General features: G+C 49.7%; 17 protein-coding genes and 2 pseudogenes. 11 read left to right on the top strand and 8 right to left on the bottom strand.

All coding sequences use genetic code 11. The features are described from left to right. Nucleotides 1-168: 168 nt before the first annotated feature. Nucleotides 169-696: a molybdopterin-guanine dinucleotide biosynthesis protein MobB gene (gene mobB, locus OQV04_RS18230; RefSeq protein ID WP_000907622.1), complete on the bottom strand. Its 528-nt coding sequence runs from the start codon at nt 694-696 to the stop codon at nt 169-171. Then, nucleotides 678-1,262, bottom strand: coding sequence for a molybdenum cofactor guanylyltransferase MobA (gene mobA / locus OQV04_RS18225; RefSeq protein ID WP_332642467.1), 585 nt, complete (start codon nt 1,260-1,262; stop codon nt 678-680). The genes mobB and mobA overlap by 19 nt, the downstream gene beginning before the upstream one ends. A 69-nt stretch (nt 1,263-1,331) precedes the next feature. On the opposite strand from mobA, the gene OQV04_RS18220 reads away from it, so the two are divergent. The 4 genes from OQV04_RS18220 to OQV04_RS18205 all read left to right on the top strand — a co-directional run bounded on the left by OQV04_RS18220 (nt 1,332) and on the right by OQV04_RS18205 (nt 4,892). Continuing rightward, on the top strand, nt 1,332-1,601 hold the full coding sequence (locus OQV04_RS18220; RefSeq protein ID WP_001295263.1) for a YihD family protein: 270 nt from the start codon (nt 1,332-1,334) through the stop codon (nt 1,599-1,601). 76 nt (nt 1,602-1,677) lie between these two features. Further along, a complete protein-coding gene (gene srkA / locus OQV04_RS18215) occupies nt 1,678-2,664 on the top strand; it encodes a stress response kinase SrkA (protein WP_001065516.1) in 987 nt (328 codons plus the stop codon). A gap of 16 nt (nt 2,665-2,680) precedes the next feature. Beyond that, on the top strand, nt 2,681-3,307 hold the full coding sequence (dsbA, locus tag OQV04_RS18210; protein WP_000725337.1) for a thiol:disulfide interchange protein DsbA: 627 nt from the start codon (nt 2,681-2,683) through the stop codon (nt 3,305-3,307). A 154-nt stretch (nt 3,308-3,461) separates the two neighbouring features. Then, a complete protein-coding gene (locus OQV04_RS18205) occupies nt 3,462-4,892 on the top strand; it encodes a YdgA family protein (protein WP_021578157.1) in 1,431 nt (476 codons plus the stop codon). 40 nt (nt 4,893-4,932) lie between these two features. Here OQV04_RS18205 and OQV04_RS18200 read toward each other — a convergent pair whose 3' ends face one another. After that, nucleotides 4,933-5,865, bottom strand: coding sequence for an acyltransferase (locus tag OQV04_RS18200; RefSeq protein ID WP_001303740.1), 933 nt, complete (start codon nt 5,863-5,865; stop codon nt 4,933-4,935). A 363-nt stretch (nt 5,866-6,228) separates the two neighbouring features. On the opposite strand from OQV04_RS18200, the gene polA reads away from it, so the two are divergent. Beyond that, entirely contained in the window at nt 6,229-9,015 is a 2,787-nt protein-coding gene (polA, locus tag OQV04_RS18195) for a DNA polymerase I (protein WP_000250006.1), read from the top strand. Between the two features lie 165 nt (nt 9,016-9,180). Continuing rightward, nucleotides 9,181-9,228, top strand: a complete 48-nt coding sequence (locus OQV04_RS25150; protein WP_071892919.1) for a spot 42 RNA, inhibition of DNA synthesis — start codon at nt 9,181-9,183, stop codon at nt 9,226-9,228. A 168-nt stretch (nt 9,229-9,396) separates the two neighbouring features. Here the strand turns inward: OQV04_RS25150 and yihA are convergent, their stop codons facing one another. After that, nucleotides 9,397-10,029 (bottom strand): ribosome biogenesis GTP-binding protein YihA/YsxC, encoded by a 633-nt coding sequence (gene yihA / locus OQV04_RS18190; protein WP_001600772.1) that lies wholly within the window; start codon nt 10,027-10,029, stop codon nt 9,397-9,399. Nucleotides 10,030-10,325: 296 nt separating this feature from the next. Between yihA and OQV04_RS18185 the strand changes: the two are divergent. The 3 genes and pseudogenes from OQV04_RS18185 to hemN all read left to right on the top strand — a co-directional run bounded on the left by OQV04_RS18185 (nt 10,326) and on the right by hemN (nt 12,679). Further along, nucleotides 10,326-10,492, top strand: a pseudogene (locus OQV04_RS18185) (hypothetical protein). A gap of 118 nt (nt 10,493-10,610) precedes the next feature. Further along, nucleotides 10,611-11,117 (top strand): Der GTPase-activating protein YihI, encoded by a 507-nt coding sequence (gene yihI / locus OQV04_RS18180; protein ID WP_001300530.1) that lies wholly within the window; start codon nt 10,611-10,613, stop codon nt 11,115-11,117. Nucleotides 11,118-11,305: 188 nt separating this feature from the next. Beyond that, the gene (gene hemN, locus OQV04_RS18175) at nt 11,306-12,679 is read left to right on the top strand and encodes an oxygen-independent coproporphyrinogen III oxidase (RefSeq protein WP_032281924.1); all 1,374 of its coding nucleotides are present in this window, start codon (nt 11,306-11,308) and stop codon (nt 12,677-12,679) included. A 189-nt stretch (nt 12,680-12,868) separates the two neighbouring features. Here hemN and OQV04_RS18170 read toward each other — a convergent pair whose 3' ends face one another. The 4 genes from OQV04_RS18170 to glnA form a co-directional block, all read right to left on the bottom strand. Further along, on the bottom strand, nt 12,869-12,979 hold the full coding sequence (locus OQV04_RS18170) for a YshB family small membrane protein (RefSeq protein ID WP_000893994.1): 111 nt from the start codon (nt 12,977-12,979) through the stop codon (nt 12,869-12,871). A 111-nt stretch (nt 12,980-13,090) separates the two neighbouring features. Continuing rightward, a complete protein-coding gene (gene glnG, locus OQV04_RS18165; RefSeq protein ID WP_001188777.1) occupies nt 13,091-14,500 on the bottom strand; it encodes a nitrogen regulation protein NR(I) in 1,410 nt (469 codons plus the stop codon). Between the two features lie 11 nt (nt 14,501-14,511). After that, nucleotides 14,512-15,561, bottom strand: a complete 1,050-nt coding sequence (gene glnL / locus OQV04_RS18160; protein WP_000190577.1) for a nitrogen regulation protein NR(II) — start codon at nt 15,559-15,561, stop codon at nt 14,512-14,514. 173 nt (nt 15,562-15,734) lie between these two features. Further along, the gene (gene glnA / locus OQV04_RS18155; protein WP_001271717.1) at nt 15,735-17,144 is read right to left on the bottom strand and encodes a glutamate--ammonia ligase; all 1,410 of its coding nucleotides are present in this window, start codon (nt 17,142-17,144) and stop codon (nt 15,735-15,737) included. A gap of 372 nt (nt 17,145-17,516) precedes the next feature. Between glnA and typA the strand changes: the two genes are divergently transcribed. Together typA and OQV04_RS18145 are read left to right on the top strand one after the other, a co-directional pair. Continuing rightward, nucleotides 17,517-19,340 carry a ribosome-dependent GTPase TypA gene (gene typA, locus OQV04_RS18150; protein ID WP_000570668.1) on the top strand — a complete coding sequence of 608 codons (1,824 nt, stop codon included), beginning with the start codon at nt 17,517-17,519 and terminating at the stop codon, nt 19,338-19,340. Between the two features lie 216 nt (nt 19,341-19,556). After that, nucleotides 19,557-20,192: pseudogene (locus OQV04_RS18145) on the top strand (GntR family transcriptional regulator); the annotation flags it as partial. Nucleotides 20,193-20,268 lie beyond the last annotated feature (76 nt).

Below are 20,268 nucleotides of genomic sequence, written 5' to 3'. Positions count from 1 at the left end.
GTGAAACGCCGTAGCGCCGATGGTAGTGTGGGGTCTCCCCATGCGAGAGTAGGGAACTGCCAGGCATCAAATTAAGCGAAAGGCCATCCGTCAGGATGGCCTTTTTGCGTTGGTGCAGAAAAAAATGCCGGATGTGACGCTGGCGCGTCTTATCCAGCCTACTCTTGCTTATCCGTTCTGCTTTTGCATCCACTCCACCACAAAATCAGCCAGCCCCTCAACATCATTAATATCCAGTAATGCGACATCAAGATTAAGCGGCACATCACTGGCTACAGCAATAACATGCCTGTCTATCACTAATTCTTCAGGTCGATGTCCGGCTCCATCGCGAAACAGCACAATCTTTGCGATCTCTTCATGCTTAAACCCTTCGACCAGAATCAAATCCAGCTTTGAGGTATCCATTCGACTTGCGAGAAACTGTAGATCCAGCTCTTCTTCGTCTGGTGTTTCCGTCATCAAGGCCCATCGTTGCTGGCTGGCAACGATGGTTTGTGCCGCGCCAGCCTTGCGCAGCTCATAGCTATCTTTGCCTGGCTTATCAACATCCATATCATGGTGCGTATGCTTAATCAGCCCTGGACGGATCCCTCTGGCGCATAATGCCGGGATCAGTTTTTTCAAAAGCGTAGTTTTTCCGGTACCACTCCACGCGGCAAAGGCGAGTAACGGTATCATCGTTTTTCCTGCCATCGGGCAAGCTCCTCTGGCGTATTCACGTTAACAAATGCATCTTTATGATCGCTGAAATCAACCGCATGCCCGCCAGCCAGACGCATAAATGCCATTACCCGGCGTTCTCCTGCTTGCAGATATTCCAGCAATAAAGGCTCAATAGCGCGGTTTACCAGAGCAATAGTCGGGTGATCGCGTTCACCGTCATGGACCCACACGACAGGCGCATCTTTGCGCTGATGATTAAGCCGGGTGGCTAAATCATGGGGAATGTAAGGCGTATCGCACGGACAAAACAAAAAACACTCACCAGCTTCCTGCTGCATTACTGAAAGCATCCCTGCCAGAGGGCCTGGGTAATCCGCCAGTGAATCTTCAATCACTTTCAGACCGCCTGCCTGATAGATTTCCTGATGACGATTAGCATTAACCACGACGTGAGAGAGCTGCGTCATAAGCGCGTCAGCGACATGTTGCCACAGCGGTTTGCCATTTAAGTCCAGCAATCCTTTATCTACGCCGCCCATTCGTCTGGCTTTACCGCCTGCCAGCACAACGCCTGTTATCGTCGTCATCAGATTCACCGATATCGCCTCTTTTATTGTGGGATTGACCCTGCTAACGTGTCTGTCTCAAGAGTAAGGAGCATTACTATGAAATGTAAACGTCTGAATGAAGTTATTGAACTCCTCCAGCCAGCCTGGCAAAAAGAGCCAGACCTTAACCTGTTGCAATTTTTGCAGAAACTGGCGAAAGAGTCAGGTTTTGACGGCGAACTGGCGGATTTGACGGATGACATTCTGATCTATCACCTGAAAATGCGTGATTCCGCGAAAGATGCGGTGATCCCGGGTTTGCAGAAAGATTATGAGGAAGACTTCAAAACGGCGCTGTTACGCGCTCGCGGCGTAATTAAAGAGTAAAAGCTTGTAAGCGGCGCCACCAAAATCATCGTGAAATGATATCCTTCATCATTCGTAATGTTTTCCGGATGATGGGATGAACAACAGCGCTTTTACTTTCCAGACACTACACCCGGATACCATCATGGACGCTCTGTTTGAGCAAGGGATCCGGGTGGATTCCGGTCTTACCCCGCTTAACAGCTATGAAAACCGTGTCTATCAATTTCAGGACGAAGATCGTCGACGTTTTGTCGTCAAATTTTATCGCCCTGAACGTTGGACAGCCGATCAAATCCTCGAAGAACATCAATTTGCGTTGCAGCTGGTAAATGATGAAGTTCCGGTCGCAGCACCTGTGGCTTTTAACGGTCAGACTTTATTGAATCATCAGGGATTTTATTTCGCTGTTTTTCCAAGCGTCGGTGGTCGCCAGTTCGAAGCTGATAATATCGATCAGATGGAAGCGGTTGGGCGTTATTTAGGGCGTATGCACCAGACGGGGCGCAAACAGCTTTTTATCCATCGCCCGACCATCGGTCTGAATGAATATCTCATTGAGCCACGCAAGCTGTTTGAGGACGCTACACTGATACCTTCCGGGTTGAAAGCGGCATTCCTGAAAGCGACAGATGAGCTGATCGCCGCCGTTACAGCACACTGGCGGGAAGATTTCACCGTTCTGCGGCTACATGGAGACTGCCACGCCGGGAATATTCTCTGGCGCGATGGTCCAATGTTTGTTGATCTGGATGATGCACGTAATGGTCCAGCTATTCAGGATTTGTGGATGTTGCTCAATGGCGATAAAGCCGAGCAGCGGATGCAACTGGAAACTATTATTGAAGCTTATGAAGAATTTAGCGAGTTCGACACCGCTGAAATCGGACTGATTGAACCTTTACGCGCCATGCGTTTGGTTTATTATCTTGCCTGGCTAATGCGGCGTTGGGCTGATCCCGCGTTCCCGAAAAATTTCCCGTGGTTAACCGGGGAAGATTACTGGCTACGACAGACGGCGACTTTTATAGAACAGGCAAAAGTTCTACAAGAACCCCCTTTGCAATTAACACCTATGTATTAATCGGAGAGAGTAGATCATGAAAAAGATTTGGCTGGCGCTGGCTGGTTTAGTTTTAGCGTTTAGCGCATCGGCGGCGCAGTATGAAGATGGTAAACAGTACACTACCCTGGAAAAACCGGTAGCTGGCGCGCCGCAAGTGCTGGAGTTTTTCTCTTTCTTCTGCCCGCACTGCTATCAGTTTGAAGAAGTTCTGCATATTTCTGATAATGTGAAGAAAAAACTGCCGGAAGGCGTGAAGATGACTAAATACCACGTCAACTTCATGGGTGGTGACCTGGGCAAAGATCTGACTCAGGCATGGGCTGTGGCGATGGCGCTGGGCGTGGAAGACAAAGTGACTGTTCCGCTGTTTGAAGGCGTACAGAAAACCCAGACCATTCGTTCTGCTTCTGATATCCGCGATGTATTTATCAACGCAGGTATTAAAGGTGAAGAGTACGACGCGGCGTGGAACAGCTTCGTGGTGAAATCTCTGGTCGCTCAGCAGGAAAAAGCTGCAGCTGACGTGCAATTGCGTGGTGTTCCGGCGATGTTTGTTAACGGTAAATATCAGCTGAATCCGCAGGGTATGGATACCAGCAATATGGATGTTTTTGTTCAGCAGTATGCTGATACAGTGAAATATCTGTCCGAGAAAAAATAATTCAATGTAAATTACATAAAGCCCGTGAATATTCACGGGCTTTTTTTATTATTTAATAAATATAAATACATTCTGATAATGCATCCTGCCGCTGGACATTATTTCAGCATAAGTGGATATTCAAAGTTTTGCTGTTTTATCAGGGAATATTTATATGATACGTAAGTCAGCTACAGGTGTTATTGTTGCGTTAGCCGTAATCTGGGGTGGTGGCACATGGTACACAGGTACGCAAATTCAGCCTGGTGTCGAAAAATTTATTAAAGATTTTAACGATGCTAAAAAGAAAGGTGAACATGCCTACGATATGACGTTAAGTTATCAAAATTTTGACAAAGGCTTTTTTAATTCCCGTTTTCAAATGCAAATGACATTCGATAACGGTGCACCTGATCTCAATATCAAGCCAGGCCAGAAAGTTGTATTTGATGTGGATGTTGAGCACGGTCCGTTGCCCATCACAATGTTAATGCATGGTAATGTCATCCCAGCACTGGCAGCGGCAAAAGTGAACTTAGTGAATAATGAACTGACACAACCGCTATTTATCGCCGCGAAAAATAAATCGCCCGTGGAAGCGACATTGCGATTCGCGTTTGGTGGCTCATTCTCCACGACATTAGATGTTGCCCCTGCAGAGTATGGAAAATTCTCTTTTGGTGAAGGCCAGTTTACTTTTAATGGTGATGGTAGTTCATTGTCTAACCTGGATATTGAAGGCAAAGTCGAAGATATTGTTCTGCAATTTTCACCAATGAACAAAGTAACGGCAAAAAGTTTTACCATTGATTCTCTGGCGCGATTAGAAGAAAAGAAATTTCCGGTTGGTGAAAGCGAGTCGAAATTTAATCAGATTAACATTATCAATCACGGGGAAGACGTTGCCCAAATCGATGCTTTCGTTGCAAAAACCAGGCTGGATCGCGTTAAAGACAAAGATTATATCAATGTCAATCTGACCTACGAACTTGATAAGTTAACAAAAGGGAATCAGCAACTCGGTAGTGGTGAGTGGTCATTGATTGCTGAATCTATTGATCCCTCAGCAGTGCGCCAATTTATCATCCAGTATAACATTGCGATGCAGAAGCAGCTTGCTGCACACCCTGAATTAGCAAACGATGAAGTTGCTCTGCAAGAAGTGAATGCTGCATTGTTCAAAGAGTATTTACCGTTATTACAACAAAGTGAGCCGACCATTAAACAACCGGTAAGATGGAAGAACGCACTCGGCGAACTAAATGCCAATCTGGATATCAGTATTGCCGACCCAGCCAAATCTTCATCATCCACAAACAAAGATATCAAATCGCTCAATTTTGATGTGAAGTTACCGCTTAATGTCGTCACAGAAACCGCAAAACAGCTTAATTTATCTGAAGGAATGGATGCGGAAAAAGCGCAAAAGCAGGCTGATAAACAAATCAGCGGGATGATGACATTAGGTCAGATGTTTCAGTTAATCACGATTGACAACAATACCGCCTCGCTGCAGCTGCGTTATACACCGGGTAAAGTTGTTTTTAACGGACAGGAGATGAGCGAAGAAGAATTTATGTCTCGTGCCGGACGTTTTGTTCATTAAAATACTCACTCGCCTCTGCTCATTCAGAGGCGAGCAAAATTTACTTGTCCTGCCGCTGTGATGACATCAACGACGTCAGAAGTCGGTCTTTTTCCTGCCACAATGAGTTCAGCCATTGCTGAAAATGGCGCTTAAAGCTTTTGTCATTGATGTAGTCGCCATGTAACTCATCGGCAATAGGCTGTAAATCCACATGTACGACAATCCGCGTCAGTTTACCGCTTAACATATCGAAGAACGGCTGACGGTTATTGTCCGGATAACACAACGTAACATTAAGCAGTTTATCGAATTGTTTACCCAGTACATTTAGCGCCATCGCAATGCCTGCCGCCTTTGGTGGCAACAAGTTTTGGAAAGTGGAGTGGGTTTGCTGATGTTTTTCTTGCGTGAAACGGGAGCCTTCAACGAAATTGACAATGGTGGTGGGATGCAGGCGAAACTTTTCACAAGAACGCCGAGTGGTTTCAACATCTTTACCACGTCGCTCCGGATGACGTAATAAATAAGCGCGGGAATAACGCTTCATAAACGGCATATCCAGCGCCCAGCACGCCAGGCCAAGAAATGGCACCCAGGCCAGCTGTTGCTTGAGGAAATATTTATTCATCGGAATGTGCTTACGAAACAGCACGCACAGTACGACAATATCTGCCCAACTACGGTGGTTACAAATAAGCAGATACCAGTTCTTCTTACTTAACCCTTCCAGCCCGTGAACTTCCCATTGCAGGTGTGGGTTCAGATGCAGTAATACCGCCAGACCTTCACACCAGCAATACATCATAAAATCACAAAAACGCGAAACCTTTCGCCAAATGACTGGCACAGGTAGCAATAGTTTTACAATCCCGGCAATGATGATCGGGACGGAGCAAAAAATAGTGACCAAAATGGTCAATACGATACTCAGCAAAAGGGTTATCGCAGCGAGTATTCTCGTCATAATGAATTTATTCAAAAGGTTAGCCATAGACAGTGCGCTAAAGAAGCGCAAGGCGCAGATTTTAGCAGAAAACGACCCAAATAACGGATGATCCTTAAGGAGAAAAATAATTCATATCTATCCACATTAGAAAAAATCCCATTATCTCAATTATTAGGGATGGCTTTATTTTTAACTGCATGAAAAACAAAGACAAACATCATGCTGTAAAAAGCATGATAATAAATTAAAAGCGATGTAAATAATTTATGCACAAAGTTATCCACATGACGATTTGCGAGCGATCCAGAAGATCTACAAAAGATTTTCACGAAAAGCGGTGAAAAACTCATGTTTTTATCCTGTCTGTGGCATCCTTTACCCATAATCTGATAAACAGGCACGGACATTATGGTTCAGATCCCCCAAAATCCACTTATCCTTGTAGATGGTTCATCTTATCTTTATCGCGCATATCACGCGTTTCCTCCGCTGACTAACAGCGCAGGCGAGCCGACCGGTGCGATGTATGGTGTCCTCAACATGCTGCGCAGTCTGATCATGCAATATAAACCGACGCATGCAGCGGTGGTCTTTGACGCCAAGGGAAAAACCTTTCGTGATGAACTGTTTGAACATTACAAATCACATCGCCCGCCAATGCCGGACGATCTGCGTGCACAAATCGAACCCTTGCACGCGATGGTTAAAGCGATGGGACTGCCGCTGCTGGCGGTTTCTGGCGTAGAAGCGGACGACGTTATCGGTACTCTGGCGCGCGAAGCCGAAAAAGCCGGGCGTCCGGTGCTGATCAGCACTGGCGATAAAGATATGGCGCAGCTGGTGACGCCAAATATTACGCTTATCAATACCATGACGAATACCATCCTCGGACCGGAAGAGGTGGTGAATAAGTACGGCGTGCCGCCAGAACTGATCATCGATTTCCTGGCGCTGATGGGTGACTCCTCTGATAACATTCCTGGCGTACCGGGCGTCGGTGAAAAAACCGCGCAGGCATTGCTGCAAGGTCTTGGCGGGCTGGATACGCTGTATGCCGAGCCAGAAAAAATTGCTGGGTTGAGCTTCCGTGGCGCGAAAACAATGGCAGCGAAGCTCGAGCAAAACAAAGAAGTTGCTTATCTCTCATACCAGCTGGCGACGATTAAAACCGACGTTGAACTGGAGCTGACCTGTGAACAACTGGAAGTGCAGCAACCGGCAGCGGAAGAGTTGTTGGGGCTGTTCAAAAAGTATGAGTTCAAACGCTGGACTGCTGATGTCGAAGCGGGCAAATGGTTACAGGCCAAAGGGGCAAAACCCGCCGCGAAGCCACAGGAAACCAGTGTTGCAGACGAAGCACCAGAAGTGACGGCAACGGTGATTTCTTATGACAACTACGTCACCATCCTTGATGAAGAAACACTGAAAGCGTGGATTGCGAAGCTGGAAAAAGCGCCGGTATTTGCATTTGATACCGAAACCGACAGCCTTGATAACATCTCTGCTAACCTGGTCGGGCTTTCTTTTGCTATCGAGCCAGGCGTAGCGGCATATATTCCGGTTGCTCATGATTATCTTGATGCGCCCGATCAAATCTCTCGCGAGCGTGCACTCGAGTTGCTAAAACCGCTGCTGGAAGATGAAAAGGCGCTGAAGGTCGGGCAAAACCTGAAATACGATCGCGGTATTCTGGCGAATTACGGCATTGAGCTGCGTGGGATTGCGTTTGATACCATGCTGGAGTCCTACATTCTCAATAGCGTTGCTGGCCGTCACGATATGGACAGCCTCGCAGAACGTTGGTTGAAGCACAAAACCATCACTTTTGAAGAGATTGCGGGTAAAGGCAAAAATCAACTGACCTTTAACCAGATTGCCCTCGAAGAGGCCGGACGTTACGCCGCCGAAGATGCAGATGTCACCTTGCAGTTGCATCTGAAAATGTGGCCGGATCTGCAAAAACACAAAGGGCCGTTGAACGTCTTCGAGAATATCGAAATGCCGCTGGTGCCGGTGCTTTCACGCATTGAACGTAACGGTGTGAAGATCGATCCGAAAGTGCTGCACAATCATTCTGAAGAGCTTACCTTGCGTCTGGCTGAGCTGGAAAAGAAAGCGCATGAAATTGCAGGTGAGGAATTTAACCTTTCTTCCACCAAGCAGTTACAAACCATTCTGTTTGAAAAACAGGGCATTAAACCGCTGAAGAAAACGCCGGGTGGCGCGCCGTCAACGTCGGAAGAGGTACTGGAAGAACTGGCGCTGGACTATCCGTTGCCAAAAGTGATTCTGGAGTATCGTGGTCTGGCGAAGCTGAAATCGACCTACACCGACAAGCTGCCGCTGATGATCAACCCGAAAACCGGGCGTGTGCATACCTCTTATCACCAGGCAGTAACTGCAACGGGACGTTTATCGTCAACCGATCCTAACCTGCAAAACATTCCGGTACGTAACGAAGAAGGTCGCCGTATCCGCCAGGCGTTTATTGCGCCAGAGGATTATGTGATTGTCTCAGCGGACTACTCGCAGATTGAACTGCGCATTATGGCGCATCTCTCGCGTGACAAAGGCTTGCTGACCGCATTCGCGGAAGGAAAAGATATCCACCGGGCAACGGCGGCAGAAGTGTTTGGTTTGCCACTGGAAACCGTCACCAGCGAGCAACGCCGTAGCGCGAAAGCGATCAACTTTGGTCTGATTTATGGCATGAGTGCTTTCGGTCTGGCGCGGCAATTGAACATTCCACGTAAAGAAGCGCAGAAGTACATGGACCTTTACTTCGAACGCTACCCTGGCGTGCTGGAGTATATGGAACGCACCCGTGCTCAGGCGAAAGAGCAGGGCTACGTTGAAACGCTGGACGGACGCCGTCTGTATCTGCCGGATATCAAATCCAGCAATGGTGCTCGTCGTGCAGCGGCTGAACGTGCAGCCATTAACGCGCCAATGCAGGGAACCGCCGCCGACATTATCAAACGGGCGATGATTGCCGTTGATGCGTGGTTACAGGCTGAGCAACCGCGTGTACGTATGATCATGCAGGTACACGATGAACTGGTATTTGAAGTCCATAAAGATGATGTCGATGCCGTCGCGAAGCAGATTCATCAACTGATGGAAAACTGTACCCGTCTGGATGTGCCGTTGCTGGTGGAAGTGGGGAGTGGCGAAAACTGGGATCAGGCGCACTAAGATTCGCCTGAACATGCCCTTTTTTCGTAAGTAAGCAACATAAGCTGTCACGTTTTGTGATGGCTATTAGAAATTCCTATGCAACAACTGAAAAAAAATTACAAAAAGTGCTTTCTGAACTGAACAAAAAAGAGTAAAGTTAGTCGCGTAGGGTACAGAGGTAAGATGTTCTATCTTTCAGACCTTTTACTTCACGTAATCGGATTTGGCTGAATATTTTAGCCGCCCCAGTCAGTAATGACTGGGGCGTTTTTTATTGGGCGAAAGAAAAAATCCGCAATGCCTGATGCGCCATGTTTATCAGGCCAACGGTAGAATTGTAATCTATTGAATTTACGGGCCGGATACGCCACATCCGGCACAAGCATTAAGGCAAGAAAATTATTCGCCGTCCTGCGTTTCTTCTACAGGCTGCATCTCGCTAAACCAGGTATCCAGTTTCTGCCGCAGCTTGTCCACGCCTTGTTTCTTCAGCGAAGAAAACGTTTCAACCTGCACATCACCGTTAAACGCCAGCACCGCTTCACGCACCATATTCAATTGCGCTTTACGTGCGCTACTTGCCAGTTTGTCCGCTTTGGTCAGCAGTACCAACACGGCGATATTGCTGTCTACCGCCCACTCAATCATCTGCTGATCCAAATCTTTCAGCGGATGGCGAATATCCATTAGCACTACCAGACCTTGTAGGCTCTGACGTTTTTCGAGGTACTCGCCGAGCGCGCGCTGCCATTTGCGCTTCATCTCTTCCGGGACTTCCGCATAACCGTACCCAGGCAAGTCAACCAGACGCTTGCCGTCAGCCACTTCAAACAGGTTGATAAGCTGGGTGCGTCCTGGGGTTTTTGAGGTACGAGCCAGGCTTTTCTGGTTAGTCAGCGTGTTCAGCGCGCTGGATTTACCTGCGTTGGAACGGCCTGCAAAAGCCACTTCAATTCCGGTATCGGAAGGTAGGTGGCGAATATCAGGCGCACTCATCACAAAATGCGTCTGTTGATAATTCAAATTAGTCAAAGCGGTCGTCTCCGTCAGTCAAAGCTTTGTGGCGATTATACCTGAACCATAATAAAAGGCGGATTTTTCGGCGTGAGCGTTGTAAGTAAAAGCCATACGCTTTGTGAGACATTGCCGATAGTCTTTATGCGAAATAGCAGAGAAAATTCTGCGATGCATGTCAAATAAGCTATATAAATCAGTGAATTGCTTTTATATAAAACTCTGAAAATGTGCAAATACTGATGGCGGTTGATTGTTTGTTTAAAGCAAAGGCGTAAAGTAACACCCATAGAGCGAGGACGCTAACAGGAACAATGACTCAGGATGAGGGTCAGGAGCGCCAGGAGGCGAAGACAGAGGATTGTCAGGAAGACAAACGTCCGGAGACGTAATTAAACGGAAATGGAATCAACACGGATTGTTCCGGCTAATGGAAAAACAGGGTGTGTTGGCGGCCTGCAAGGATTGTAAGACCCGTTAAGGGTTATGAGTCAGGAAAAAAGGCGACAGAGTAATCTGTCGCCTTTTTTCTTTGCTTGCTTTCTGTTAGATTCCGCCGCAAATCTATACTGAATAAAACGGCTAAAAGACGAACCATTATGAAACCATCTTCACCATCACGCAGCAAAGGTCATGCAAAAGCGCGTCGCAAAACGCGCGAAGAGCTGAATCAGGAAGCTCGTGACCGCAAGCGTCAGAAAAAACGTCGTGGTCATGCGCCGGGCAGCCGCGCAGCGGGCGGTAACACCACGTCAGGCAGCAAAGGCCAGAACGCACCAAAAGATCCACGTATTGGCAGTAAAACCCCTATTCCATTGGGCGTGACTGAAAAAGTCACCAAACAGCACAAACCGAAGAGTGAGAAACCTATGCTTTCACCGCAGGCGGAGTTGGAATTACTGGAAACGGATGAGCGTCTGGATGCGCTGCTGGAACGTCTGGAAGCAGGCGAAACCCTGAGTGCCGAAGAGCAATCCTGGGTGGATGCTAAACTGGATCGTATTGATGAGTTGATGCAGAAACTCGGCCTCTCTTATGACGATGACGAAGAAGAGGAAGAAGACGAGAAGCAAGAAGACATGATGCGTCTGCTGCGGGGCAACTAACGGATTGCCGCCGTGGGCCTTCCCGTTCTGCTGATAACCCTTCCGGTTATATGTTATCTGGTGTGGTTATTCGTTAAACTACAGCGGTTGTCGCGGCGACAAAAGTGGCTGCGCAACCGGCTGATGACCCGAAACGGGCATCCGCCGGTACGCCGTAGCCGCCAGAGACGCCATCGGAAGGAGTGAGCATGTCTGTACAGCAAATCGACTGGGATCTGGCCCTGATCCAGAAATATAACTATTCCGGGCCACGATACACCTCGTACCCGACCGCGCTGGAGTTTTCAGAAGACTTCGGCGAACAGGCGTTTTTACAAGCCGTGGCGCGCTATCCTGAGCGTCCATTATCTCTCTACGTACATATCCCGTTCTGCCATAAGCTTTGTTACTTCTGCGGTTGCAATAAGATTGTTACTCGCCAGCAGCACAAGGCCGATCAGTATCTGGACGCGCTGGAGCAAGAAATCGTCCATCGTGCACCGCTGTTCGCCGGGCGTCACGTCAGCCAGCTGCACTGGGGCGGTGGAACGCCGACGTATCTGAATAAAGCGCAAATCAGCCGCCTGATGAAGCTGCTGCGCGAAAACTTCCAGTTCAATGCCGATGCGGAGATTTCGATCGAAGTCGATCCGCGGGAAATCGAACTGGATGTACTCGATCATTTACGCGCCGAAGGCTTTAATCGCCTGAGCATGGGCGTGCAGGACTTCAACAAAGAAGTGCAACGTCTGGTTAACCGCGAGCAGGATGAAGAGTTCATCTTTGCACTGCTTAACCATGCGCGTGAGATTGGTTTTACCTCCACCAACATCGACCTGATTTACGGCCTGCCGAAACAGACGACGGAGAGTTTCGCCTTTACCCTGAAACGTGTGGCGGAGCTGAACCCCGATCGTCTGAGTGTCTTTAACTACGCGCATCTGCCGACCATTTTTGCTGCTCAGCGCAAAATCAAAGATGCTGACCTGCCGAGTCCGCAGCAAAAACTCGATATCCTGCAGGAAACCATCGCCTTCCTGACGCAATCGGGCTATCAGTTTATCGGTATGGATCACTTTGCCCGTCCGGATGACGAGCTGGCAGTGGCCCAGCGTGAAGGCGTGCTGCATCGTAACTTCCAGGGCTACACCACTCAGGGCGATACCGATCTGCTGGGGATGGGCGTTTCCGCTATCAGCATGATTGGCGACTGCTACGCGCAGAACCAGAAAGAGTTGAAGCAGTACTATCAGCAAGTGGATGAACAAGGCAATGCGCTGTGGCGTGGTATTGCGCTAACGCGTGATGACTGTATTCGCCGCGATGTGATTAAGTCGCTCATCTGCAACTTCCGTCTGGATTACGCCCCTATTGAGAAACAGTGGGATTTGCACTTCGCTGATTACTTTGCGGAAGATCTCAAGCTGCTCGCCCCGTTAGCAAAAGATGGGCTGGTGGATGTGGATGAGAAGGGAATACAGGTTACGGCGAAAGGTCGCTTGCTGATCCGCAACATTTGCATGTGCTTTGATACCTATCTGCGCCAGAAAGCGCGGATGCAGCAGTTCTCTCGGGTGATTTAAATAGTGAATGGCGCTTCGTTTACAAAGTAGAAAACGAAAGCGCCATCAATGTGCTGAGAACAAGATTGCCTGATGCGCTACGCTTATCAGGCCTACAAAACCTGTTGAAAATATTGCTTTTGTAGACCGGATAAGGCGTTCACGCCGCATCCGGCATGAACAAAGAGCACTTCATCAGCAATCTGAAACTCAACTAAACAGCCCAATCATCGCGGCACACAGCACGGCAGCAACGGCAGTTTGCGGTGTGTGGCTGTCAACTGCGCCACTCGATACCAGATTAATTATTGATTCCAGCATAATGACTCTCCCCGTTTTCCGGGCAAGATCATACTGAACTTATCGGAACAGTAAAGCGCAAAATACCAGCAATTTGCGCTCAATAATCAATCTTTACACACAAGCCGTGAATCACTCCATCCCTAACTCTTTTAACTTACGCGTCAGAGTGTTGCGGCCCCAGCCGAGTAGCCGCGCCGCTTCCTGTTTATGCCCCTGCGTATGTCGCAACGCGGTCGTCAGTAACGTCCGCTCCAGCTCTGGCTGCGCTTCGGAAAGCAGATTTTGATGACCGGAACGTAGCGCCCGATCTGCCCACTGTGCTAACAGCGTTGCCCAACTGTCCGGTTGCATTTGCGAAGTACTCTCCGCAACCGTTGATTCAAACAGTTCACCGGGCAAATCCTGAATCAACACTTCCTGCCCGGCGGCCATCACTGTTAGCCAGCGACAGGTGTTTTCCAGCTGGCGTACGTTACCCGGCCACGCCAGACGCGTCAGAGCAGCTTCGGTTTCCGGATGCAGCAACTTCGCTTCTACGCCCAGTTCGCGCGCAGCAACCTGTAAAAAATGGCGTGCCAGGCGGGGAATATCTTCCCGACGCTCACGCAGTGGCGGCAGATGAACGCGGATAACGTTCAGGCGGTGGAACAGATCCTCACGGAACTTACCTTCCTGCACCCGCTGTTCGAGATTCTGGTGAGTGGCAGCGATAATCCGCACATCCACTTTCACCGGCGCATAGCCGCCAACGCGGTAAAACTGACCGTCTGCCAGCACGCGCAGCAAACGCGTCTGCACATCCAGCGGCATATCGCCAATTTCATCGAGAAATAATGTACCGCCATCAGCCTGTTCAAAACGCCCCTGACGAATGGTATTCGCGCCGGTAAACGCGCCTTTCTCGTGACCAAACAGTTCTGATTCGATCAAATCTTTTGGGATAGCTGCCATATTCAGCGCGATAAACGGCGCTTTGGCTCGCGGACTGTGGCGATGCAGGGCATGAGCGACCAGTTCTTTACCGGTACCGGATTCGCCGTTAATCAGCACGCTAATAGAAGAACGCGAAAGCCGACCGATAATACGGAACACGTCCTGCATGGCTGGCGCTTCGCCGATGATATCGGTCGTTGGGCCGTTAAGCTGAACATTACGCGGCTGCTGCTGTTCCTGGTAATGACTGATGGCGCGCTCAACCAGCGCCACGGCTTCGTCGATATCAAACGGTTTGGGCAGATAATCGAACGCCCCTTGTTGATAGGCGCTGACGGCAGCATCCAGATCGGAATGTGCGGTCATAATGATGACCGGAAGCATCGGATGGCGCTGTTTAATCTGCTTGAGCAGCGCCAGCCCGTCCATTCCCGGCATACGGATATCTGAAAGCAGCACATCCGGCGTTTTGCTCGCCAGCGCCTCCAGTACCTCCGCGCCGTTCTCAAATGTCGTACAGGTTAAACCCGCTCCAGCGAGCGCACGTTCAAGCACCCAACGGATGGAACTATCGTCATCGACTACCCAGACTATCCCTCGTTGCATAAACGTCACCTTTATTTCCTGATAGGCAGGTAAACCGAGAACTCGGTATGCCCTGGCCAACTGGTAAATTCAATTTTGCCTGAATGCTGATCAATCAAATTACGAGCGATGGATAAGCCAAGCCCGGTGCCACCTTCGCGGCCGCTGACCATCGGGTAAAACAGCGTATCCTGCAAATGAGGCGGAATGCCTGGCCCGTTATCTTCCACATCAATCCGCGCCGCCAGCCGGTAGCGCTCGCCGTGTAAGGTCAGTTGAAACGCGGTGCGGGTACGCAGAATGATTTCACCACCCTCCGGCCCCAGCGCCTGTAGCGCATTGCGCACAATATTCAGCAAGACCTGTTCAATTTGATCCGGGTCGTGCGCCAGTTCCGGCAGGCTGGGATCGTAATCACGAATCAACCGCACGTTGTCCGGCAGTTCCATCGACACCAGCGTTACCACGCGTTCAGCTACTTTGTGAATACTTTCGGTCACGCGCGTACCGGGCAGCTGCGGCCCCAACAGACGGTCGACCAGATTTCGCAGCCGGTCCGCCTGTTCGATAATCACTTTGGTATATTCCAGTAGTGACGGGTCAGGTAATGCTTTGCTGAGTAGCTGCGCCGCGCCACGTAAACCGCCAAGCGGATTTTTAATCTCATGTGCCAGGCCGCGCACTAAATCACGGGCAGCAACCTGCTGGGCGTGCTGTAGCTGTTCCTGACTTAAGCGGCGCTGGTTATCCATCGGCGCCATCTCCAGCAGGATCATGCCGTCCGGCATACGCTGGGCCGTCACAGAAAGGATATGCGAGCGACCGTCGATCACCAGCGTCACTTCGTTATCGGTAAAACCTTGCCCCGCCTCCAGACTTTCTTGCATCAGCTCAATATTTAATGAGAAGTAGCTCAACAGTTCCGGTAACGGCGTACCAAACAATTTGCGGGAGCTTTGGGCGAGCAGTTGTTGCGCGGCGGGGTTGGCGTAATGGATCGCCAGGTTGTCATCGATTAACAAAATACTGTTAATCAGCGAGTTGAGGATCTGCCCAGCATCGGGCTGCGTGCCTGTTGCCATAAAGCAGTCTCCTGAACAGGTTGCACCATTTTAGTGCATTATAGCTTTTTACGGATAAAAAGCGCGAAGCATCAGAGAATTGACGGAGAAAAAAGCCCATGCAGAGATGGGCTGAAAGTTTCCACGGCAACTAAATCCCGGCGTTGTTGCGCCGGGTAGTACAACTTCAACTATTAGACGCTGTAGTACAGCTCAAACTCTACCGGATGCGGAGTCATACGCACGCGGTCATCTTCTTCGCGACGCAGAGCGATGTACGCATCGATCGCTTCATCCGTGAACACGCCACCGGCTTTCAGGAACTCGCGGTCCAGATCCAGCTCGTTCAGTGCTTCTTCCAGAGAGCCTGCAACTTGTGGGATCTCTTTCGCTTCTTCTGGCGGCAGGTCATACAGGTTTTTGTCCATGGCTTCGCCCGGATGGATCTTGTTCTTGATGCCATCAAGACCGGCCATCAGCAGGGCAGCAAAGCACAGGTACGGGTTAGCCGCCGGGTCCGGGAAACGCACTTCGATACGACGCGCTTTCGGAGAAGAAACCACCGGAATACGGATAGACGCAGAACGGTTGCGTGCAGAGTAAGCCAGCATTACCGGTGCTTCGTAGCCCGGGACCAGACGCTTATAAGAGTTGGTGGTCGGGTTTGCCAGGGCGTTAATCGCTTTAGCGTGTTTGATTACGCCGCCAATGTAGTACAGCGCCTGCTCAGACAGACCTGCGTATTTGTCGCCTGCGAACAGGTTAACGCCGTTTTTAGACAGAGACATGTGGCAGTGCATACCGGAGCCGTTATCACCGAACATCGGTTTTGGCATAAAGGTCGCGGTTTTACCGAAGCGGTGCGCTACGTTGTGCACAACATATTTGTAGATCTGAATTTCGTCAGCTTTTTTGGTCATGGTATTGAAGCGGGTAGCCACTTCGTTCTGACCAGCAGTCGCTACTTCGTGGTGATGGGCTTCAACCACCAGACCCATCTGTTCCATCACCAGACACATTTCAGAACGAATATCCTGAGCAGAGTCTACCGGCGGAACCGGGAAGTAACCGCCTTTCACTGCCGGACGGTGACCTTTGTTACCACCTTCATATTGGGTGGAGGAGTTCCATGCGCCTTCGATATCGTCGATAGCAACATGAGAACCGGAGATAGATGATCCGAAACGGATGTCATCGAACAGGAAGAATTCAGGTTCTGGCCCGAACAGTACGGTGTCGGCAATGCCAGTAGAACGCAGGTAATCTTCAGCGCGCTTCGCGATGGAGCGCGGGTCACGGTCATAGCCTTGCAGGGTGCCAGGTTCAAGGATGTCGCAACGGATAATCAGGGTGGAGTCGGCGAAGAACGGGTCAATCACTGCGGTGGATGCGTCTGGCATCAGCACCATGTCGGATTCGTTAATGCCTTTCCAGCCGCCAATCGAGGAGCCGTCAAACATTTTGCCTTCTTCGAAGAATTCAGCATTCACCTGATGAGCAGGGATAGTGACGTGCTGTTCTTTACCTTTGGTATCGGTGAAGCGCAAATCAACAAACTTCACTTCGTGCTCGTTCAGCATCGTCAGTACGTGTTCAGCGGACATACTTTAACTCTCCTGGATTGGTCATTGTCGTCGTGGTAACGAAATCTGCAATTATTTTGGCCGTGTCGCCGTAAAAAAGATAAAGCGAAAACTGTGCCAACTTTTAAATTGCCCCTAAAAGGCGTTATCATGCTTAACATCGTGCAAAAGGGCTGCACCATGATGTGAATGTTGCACCAATATAGTGCTTCAATGGAAACATTAAGCACCATATTGGTGCAATGACCTTTGGATAACCCTTTTTATGCTCCGTGAAAGCGATCACAAAGGGACTCTGCAATACTTGTTTGCGGAGGATGTTTGTGATCCTGTTTTGTAGTGCGATTAATCCGTGTACAATAACGCGCTATTTCTAATGCCTGAGGCAAAGTTGTGATCGAAAAATTGCGTAATATCGCCATCATCGCGCACGTAGACCATGGTAAAACCACCCTGGTAGACAAGCTGCTCCAACAATCCGGTACGTTCGACTCTCGTGCCGAAACCCAAGAGCGCGTGATGGACTCCAACGATTTGGAGAAAGAGCGTGGGATTACCATCCTCGCGAAAAACACCGCTATCAAATGGAATGATTACCGTATCAACATCGTTGATACCCCGGGGCACGCCGACTTCGGTGGTGAAGTTGAACGTGTAATGTCCATGGTAGACTCAGTGCTGCTGGTGGTTGACGCATTTGACGGCCCGATGCCGCAAACGCGCTTCGTAACCAAAAAAGCGTTTGCTTACGGCCTGAAGCCGATTGTTGTTATCAACAAAGTTGACCGCCCTGGCGCGCGTCCTGATTGGGTTGTGGATCAGGTATTCGATCTGTTCGTTAACCTCGACGCGACCGACGAGCAGCTGGACTTCCCGATCGTTTACGCTTCTGCGCTGAACGGTATCGCGGGTCTGGACCACGAAGATATGGCGGAAGACATGACCCCGCTGTATCAGGCGATTGTTGACCACGTTCCTGCGCCGGACGTTGACCTTGACGGTCCGTTCCAGATGCAGATTTCTCAGCTCGATTACAACAGCTATGTTGGCGTTATCGGCATTGGCCGCATCAAGCGCGGTAAAGTGAAGCCGAACCAGCAGGTTACTATCATCGATAGCGAAGGCAAAACCCGCAACGCGAAAGTCGGTAAAGTGCTGGGCCACCTCGGTCTGGAACGTATCGAAACCGATCTGGCGGAAGCTGGCGATATCGTAGCGATCACGGGCCTGGGCGAACTGAATATTTCTGATACCGTTTGCGACACGCAAAATGTGGAAGCGCTGCCGGCACTCTCCGTTGATGAGCCGACCGTTTCTATGTTCTTCTGCGTTAACACCTCGCCGTTCTGCGGTAAAGAAGGTAAGTTCGTAACGTCTCGTCAGATCCTGGATCGTCTGAACAAAGAACTGGTACACAACGTTGCGCTGCGCGTAGAAGAAACCGAAGACGCCGATGCGTTCCGCGTTTCTGGTCGTGGCGAACTGCACCTGTCTGTTCTTATCGAAAACATGCGTCGTGAAGGTTTTGAACTGGCGGTATCCCGTCCGAAAGTAATCTTCCGTGAAATCGACGGTCGTAAACAAGAGCCTTACGAAAACGTGACGCTGGACGTTGAAGAACAGCATCAGGGTTCTGTAATGCAGGCGCTGGGCGAACGTAAAGGCGACCTGAAAAACATGAATCCAGACGGTAAAGGCCGCGTACGTCTCGACTACGTGATCCCAAGCCGTGGTCTGATTGGCTTCCGTTCTGAGTTCATGACCATGACTTCCGGTACTGGTCTGCTGTACTCCACCTTCAGCCACTACGACGACGTACGTCCGGGTGAAGTGGGTCAGCGTCAGAACGGTGTACTGATCTCTAACGGTCAGGGTAAAGCGGTAGCGTTCGCGCTGTTCGGTCTGCAGGATCGCGGTAAGCTGTTCCTCGGTCACGGTGCAGAAGTTTACGAAGGTCAGATTATCGGTATTCATAGCCGCTCTAACGACCTGACTGTAAACTGCCTGACCGGTAAGAAACTGACCAACATGCGTGCTTCCGGTACTGACGAAGCCGTTGTTCTGGTTCCGCCTATCCGCATGACTCTGGAACAAGCTCTGGAGTTCATCGATGATGACGAACTGGTAGAAGTGACTCCGACCTCTATCCGTATTCGTAAACGTCACCTGACGGAAAACGATCGTCGTCGCGCCAACCGCGCACCGAAAGACGATTAATTTCGTTTTTTAGTCATAAAAAACCTGCCAGCGATGGCAGGTTTTTTTTTGCCTGTCGTGAGCGCACACCAATGCGAGTATCTCCCTTATAAGTCTGTGGTTACGTCAATAGAGAGCTTTGTCACAATTATCTGCAAAGTCATACGCCGTTAATTGCTTTCTTTTTTGGCGTAAGCGTAAGATGCTTCATCTGGTTTAAACCAAAAGGATTAAACAATGGCGGAGAATCAATCCACCGTAGAAAATGCAAAAGAGAAACTGGATCGGTGGTTGAAAGATGGCATCACCACGCCGGGTGGAAAACTCCCTTCAGAAAGAGAGCTGGGAGAACTGCTGGGCATTAAACGTATGACGCTGCGCCAGGCGTTGTTGAACCTCGAGGCAGAATCCAAAATCTTCCGTAAGGATCGTAAGGGGTGGTTCGTGACCCAGCCGCGATTTAATTACAGTCCGGAGCTGTCGGCGAGCTTTCAGCGGGCCGCAATTGAGCAAGGGCGAGAGCCTTCCTGGGGGTTTACCGAGAAAAACCGTACCAGCGATATTCCCGAGACGCTCGCGCCACTGATTGCAGTGACGCCATCAACTGAACTCTATCGCATCACCGGCTGGGGGGCGCTGGAAGGACATAAAGTTTTCTATCACGAAACATATATTAATCCTGAAGTTGCTCCGGGCTTTATTGAACAACTTGAAAACCACTCATTTTCTGCAGTCTGGGAAAAGTGCTACCAAAAAGAGACGGTAGTAAAAAAATTGATTTTCAAACCCGTCAGAATGCCGGGCGATATCAGCAAGTATCTTGGCGGTTCTGCGGGTATGCCAGCGATATTAATTGAAAAGCATCGCGCCGACGGTGATGCTGCCAACTTACTGATTTAGTGTATGATGGTGTTTTTGAGGTGCTCCAGTGGCTTCTGTTTCTATCAGC

Origin of the sequence: Escherichia sp. Lx600-2, from assembly GCF_036662595.1 — a bacterium.
Taxonomy (GTDB): Bacteria; Pseudomonadota; Gammaproteobacteria; order Enterobacterales; family Enterobacteriaceae; genus Escherichia; species Escherichia coli.
Note: the sequence above shows the minus strand (reverse complement) of the source record. Positions and strands in the feature narration are given on the sequence as shown.

Excerpts from the sequence above, each read along its gene's own strand:
- glnG (WP_001188777.1), bottom strand. The coding sequence starts at position 14,500 with ATGCAACGAGGGATAGTCTGGGTAGTCGATGACGATAGTTCCATCCGT.
- mobB (WP_000907622.1), bottom strand. The coding sequence starts at position 696 with ATGGCAGGAAAAACGATGATACCGTTACTCGCCTTTGCCGCGTGGAGT.
- glnA (WP_001271717.1), bottom strand. The coding sequence starts at position 17,144 with ATGTCCGCTGAACACGTACTGACGATGCTGAACGAGCACGAAGTGAAG.
- srkA (WP_001065516.1), top strand. The coding sequence starts at position 1,678 with ATGAACAACAGCGCTTTTACTTTCCAGACACTACACCCGGATACCATC.
- OQV04_RS18200 (WP_001303740.1), bottom strand. The coding sequence starts at position 5,865 with ATGGCTAACCTTTTGAATAAATTCATTATGACGAGAATACTCGCTGCG.
- OQV04_RS18220 (WP_001295263.1), top strand. The coding sequence starts at position 1,332 with ATGAAATGTAAACGTCTGAATGAAGTTATTGAACTCCTCCAGCCAGCC.
- OQV04_RS18205 (WP_021578157.1), top strand. The coding sequence starts at position 3,462 with ATGATACGTAAGTCAGCTACAGGTGTTATTGTTGCGTTAGCCGTAATC.
- yihI (WP_001300530.1), top strand. The coding sequence starts at position 10,611 with ATGAAACCATCTTCACCATCACGCAGCAAAGGTCATGCAAAAGCGCGT.
- glnL (WP_000190577.1), bottom strand. The coding sequence starts at position 15,561 with ATGGCAACAGGCACGCAGCCCGATGCTGGGCAGATCCTCAACTCGCTG.
- dsbA (WP_000725337.1), top strand. The coding sequence starts at position 2,681 with ATGAAAAAGATTTGGCTGGCGCTGGCTGGTTTAGTTTTAGCGTTTAGC.
- OQV04_RS18170 (WP_000893994.1), bottom strand. The coding sequence starts at position 12,979 with ATGCTGGAATCAATAATTAATCTGGTATCGAGTGGCGCAGTTGACAGC.
- polA (WP_000250006.1), top strand. The coding sequence starts at position 6,229 with ATGGTTCAGATCCCCCAAAATCCACTTATCCTTGTAGATGGTTCATCT.
- hemN (WP_032281924.1), top strand. The coding sequence starts at position 11,306 with ATGTCTGTACAGCAAATCGACTGGGATCTGGCCCTGATCCAGAAATAT.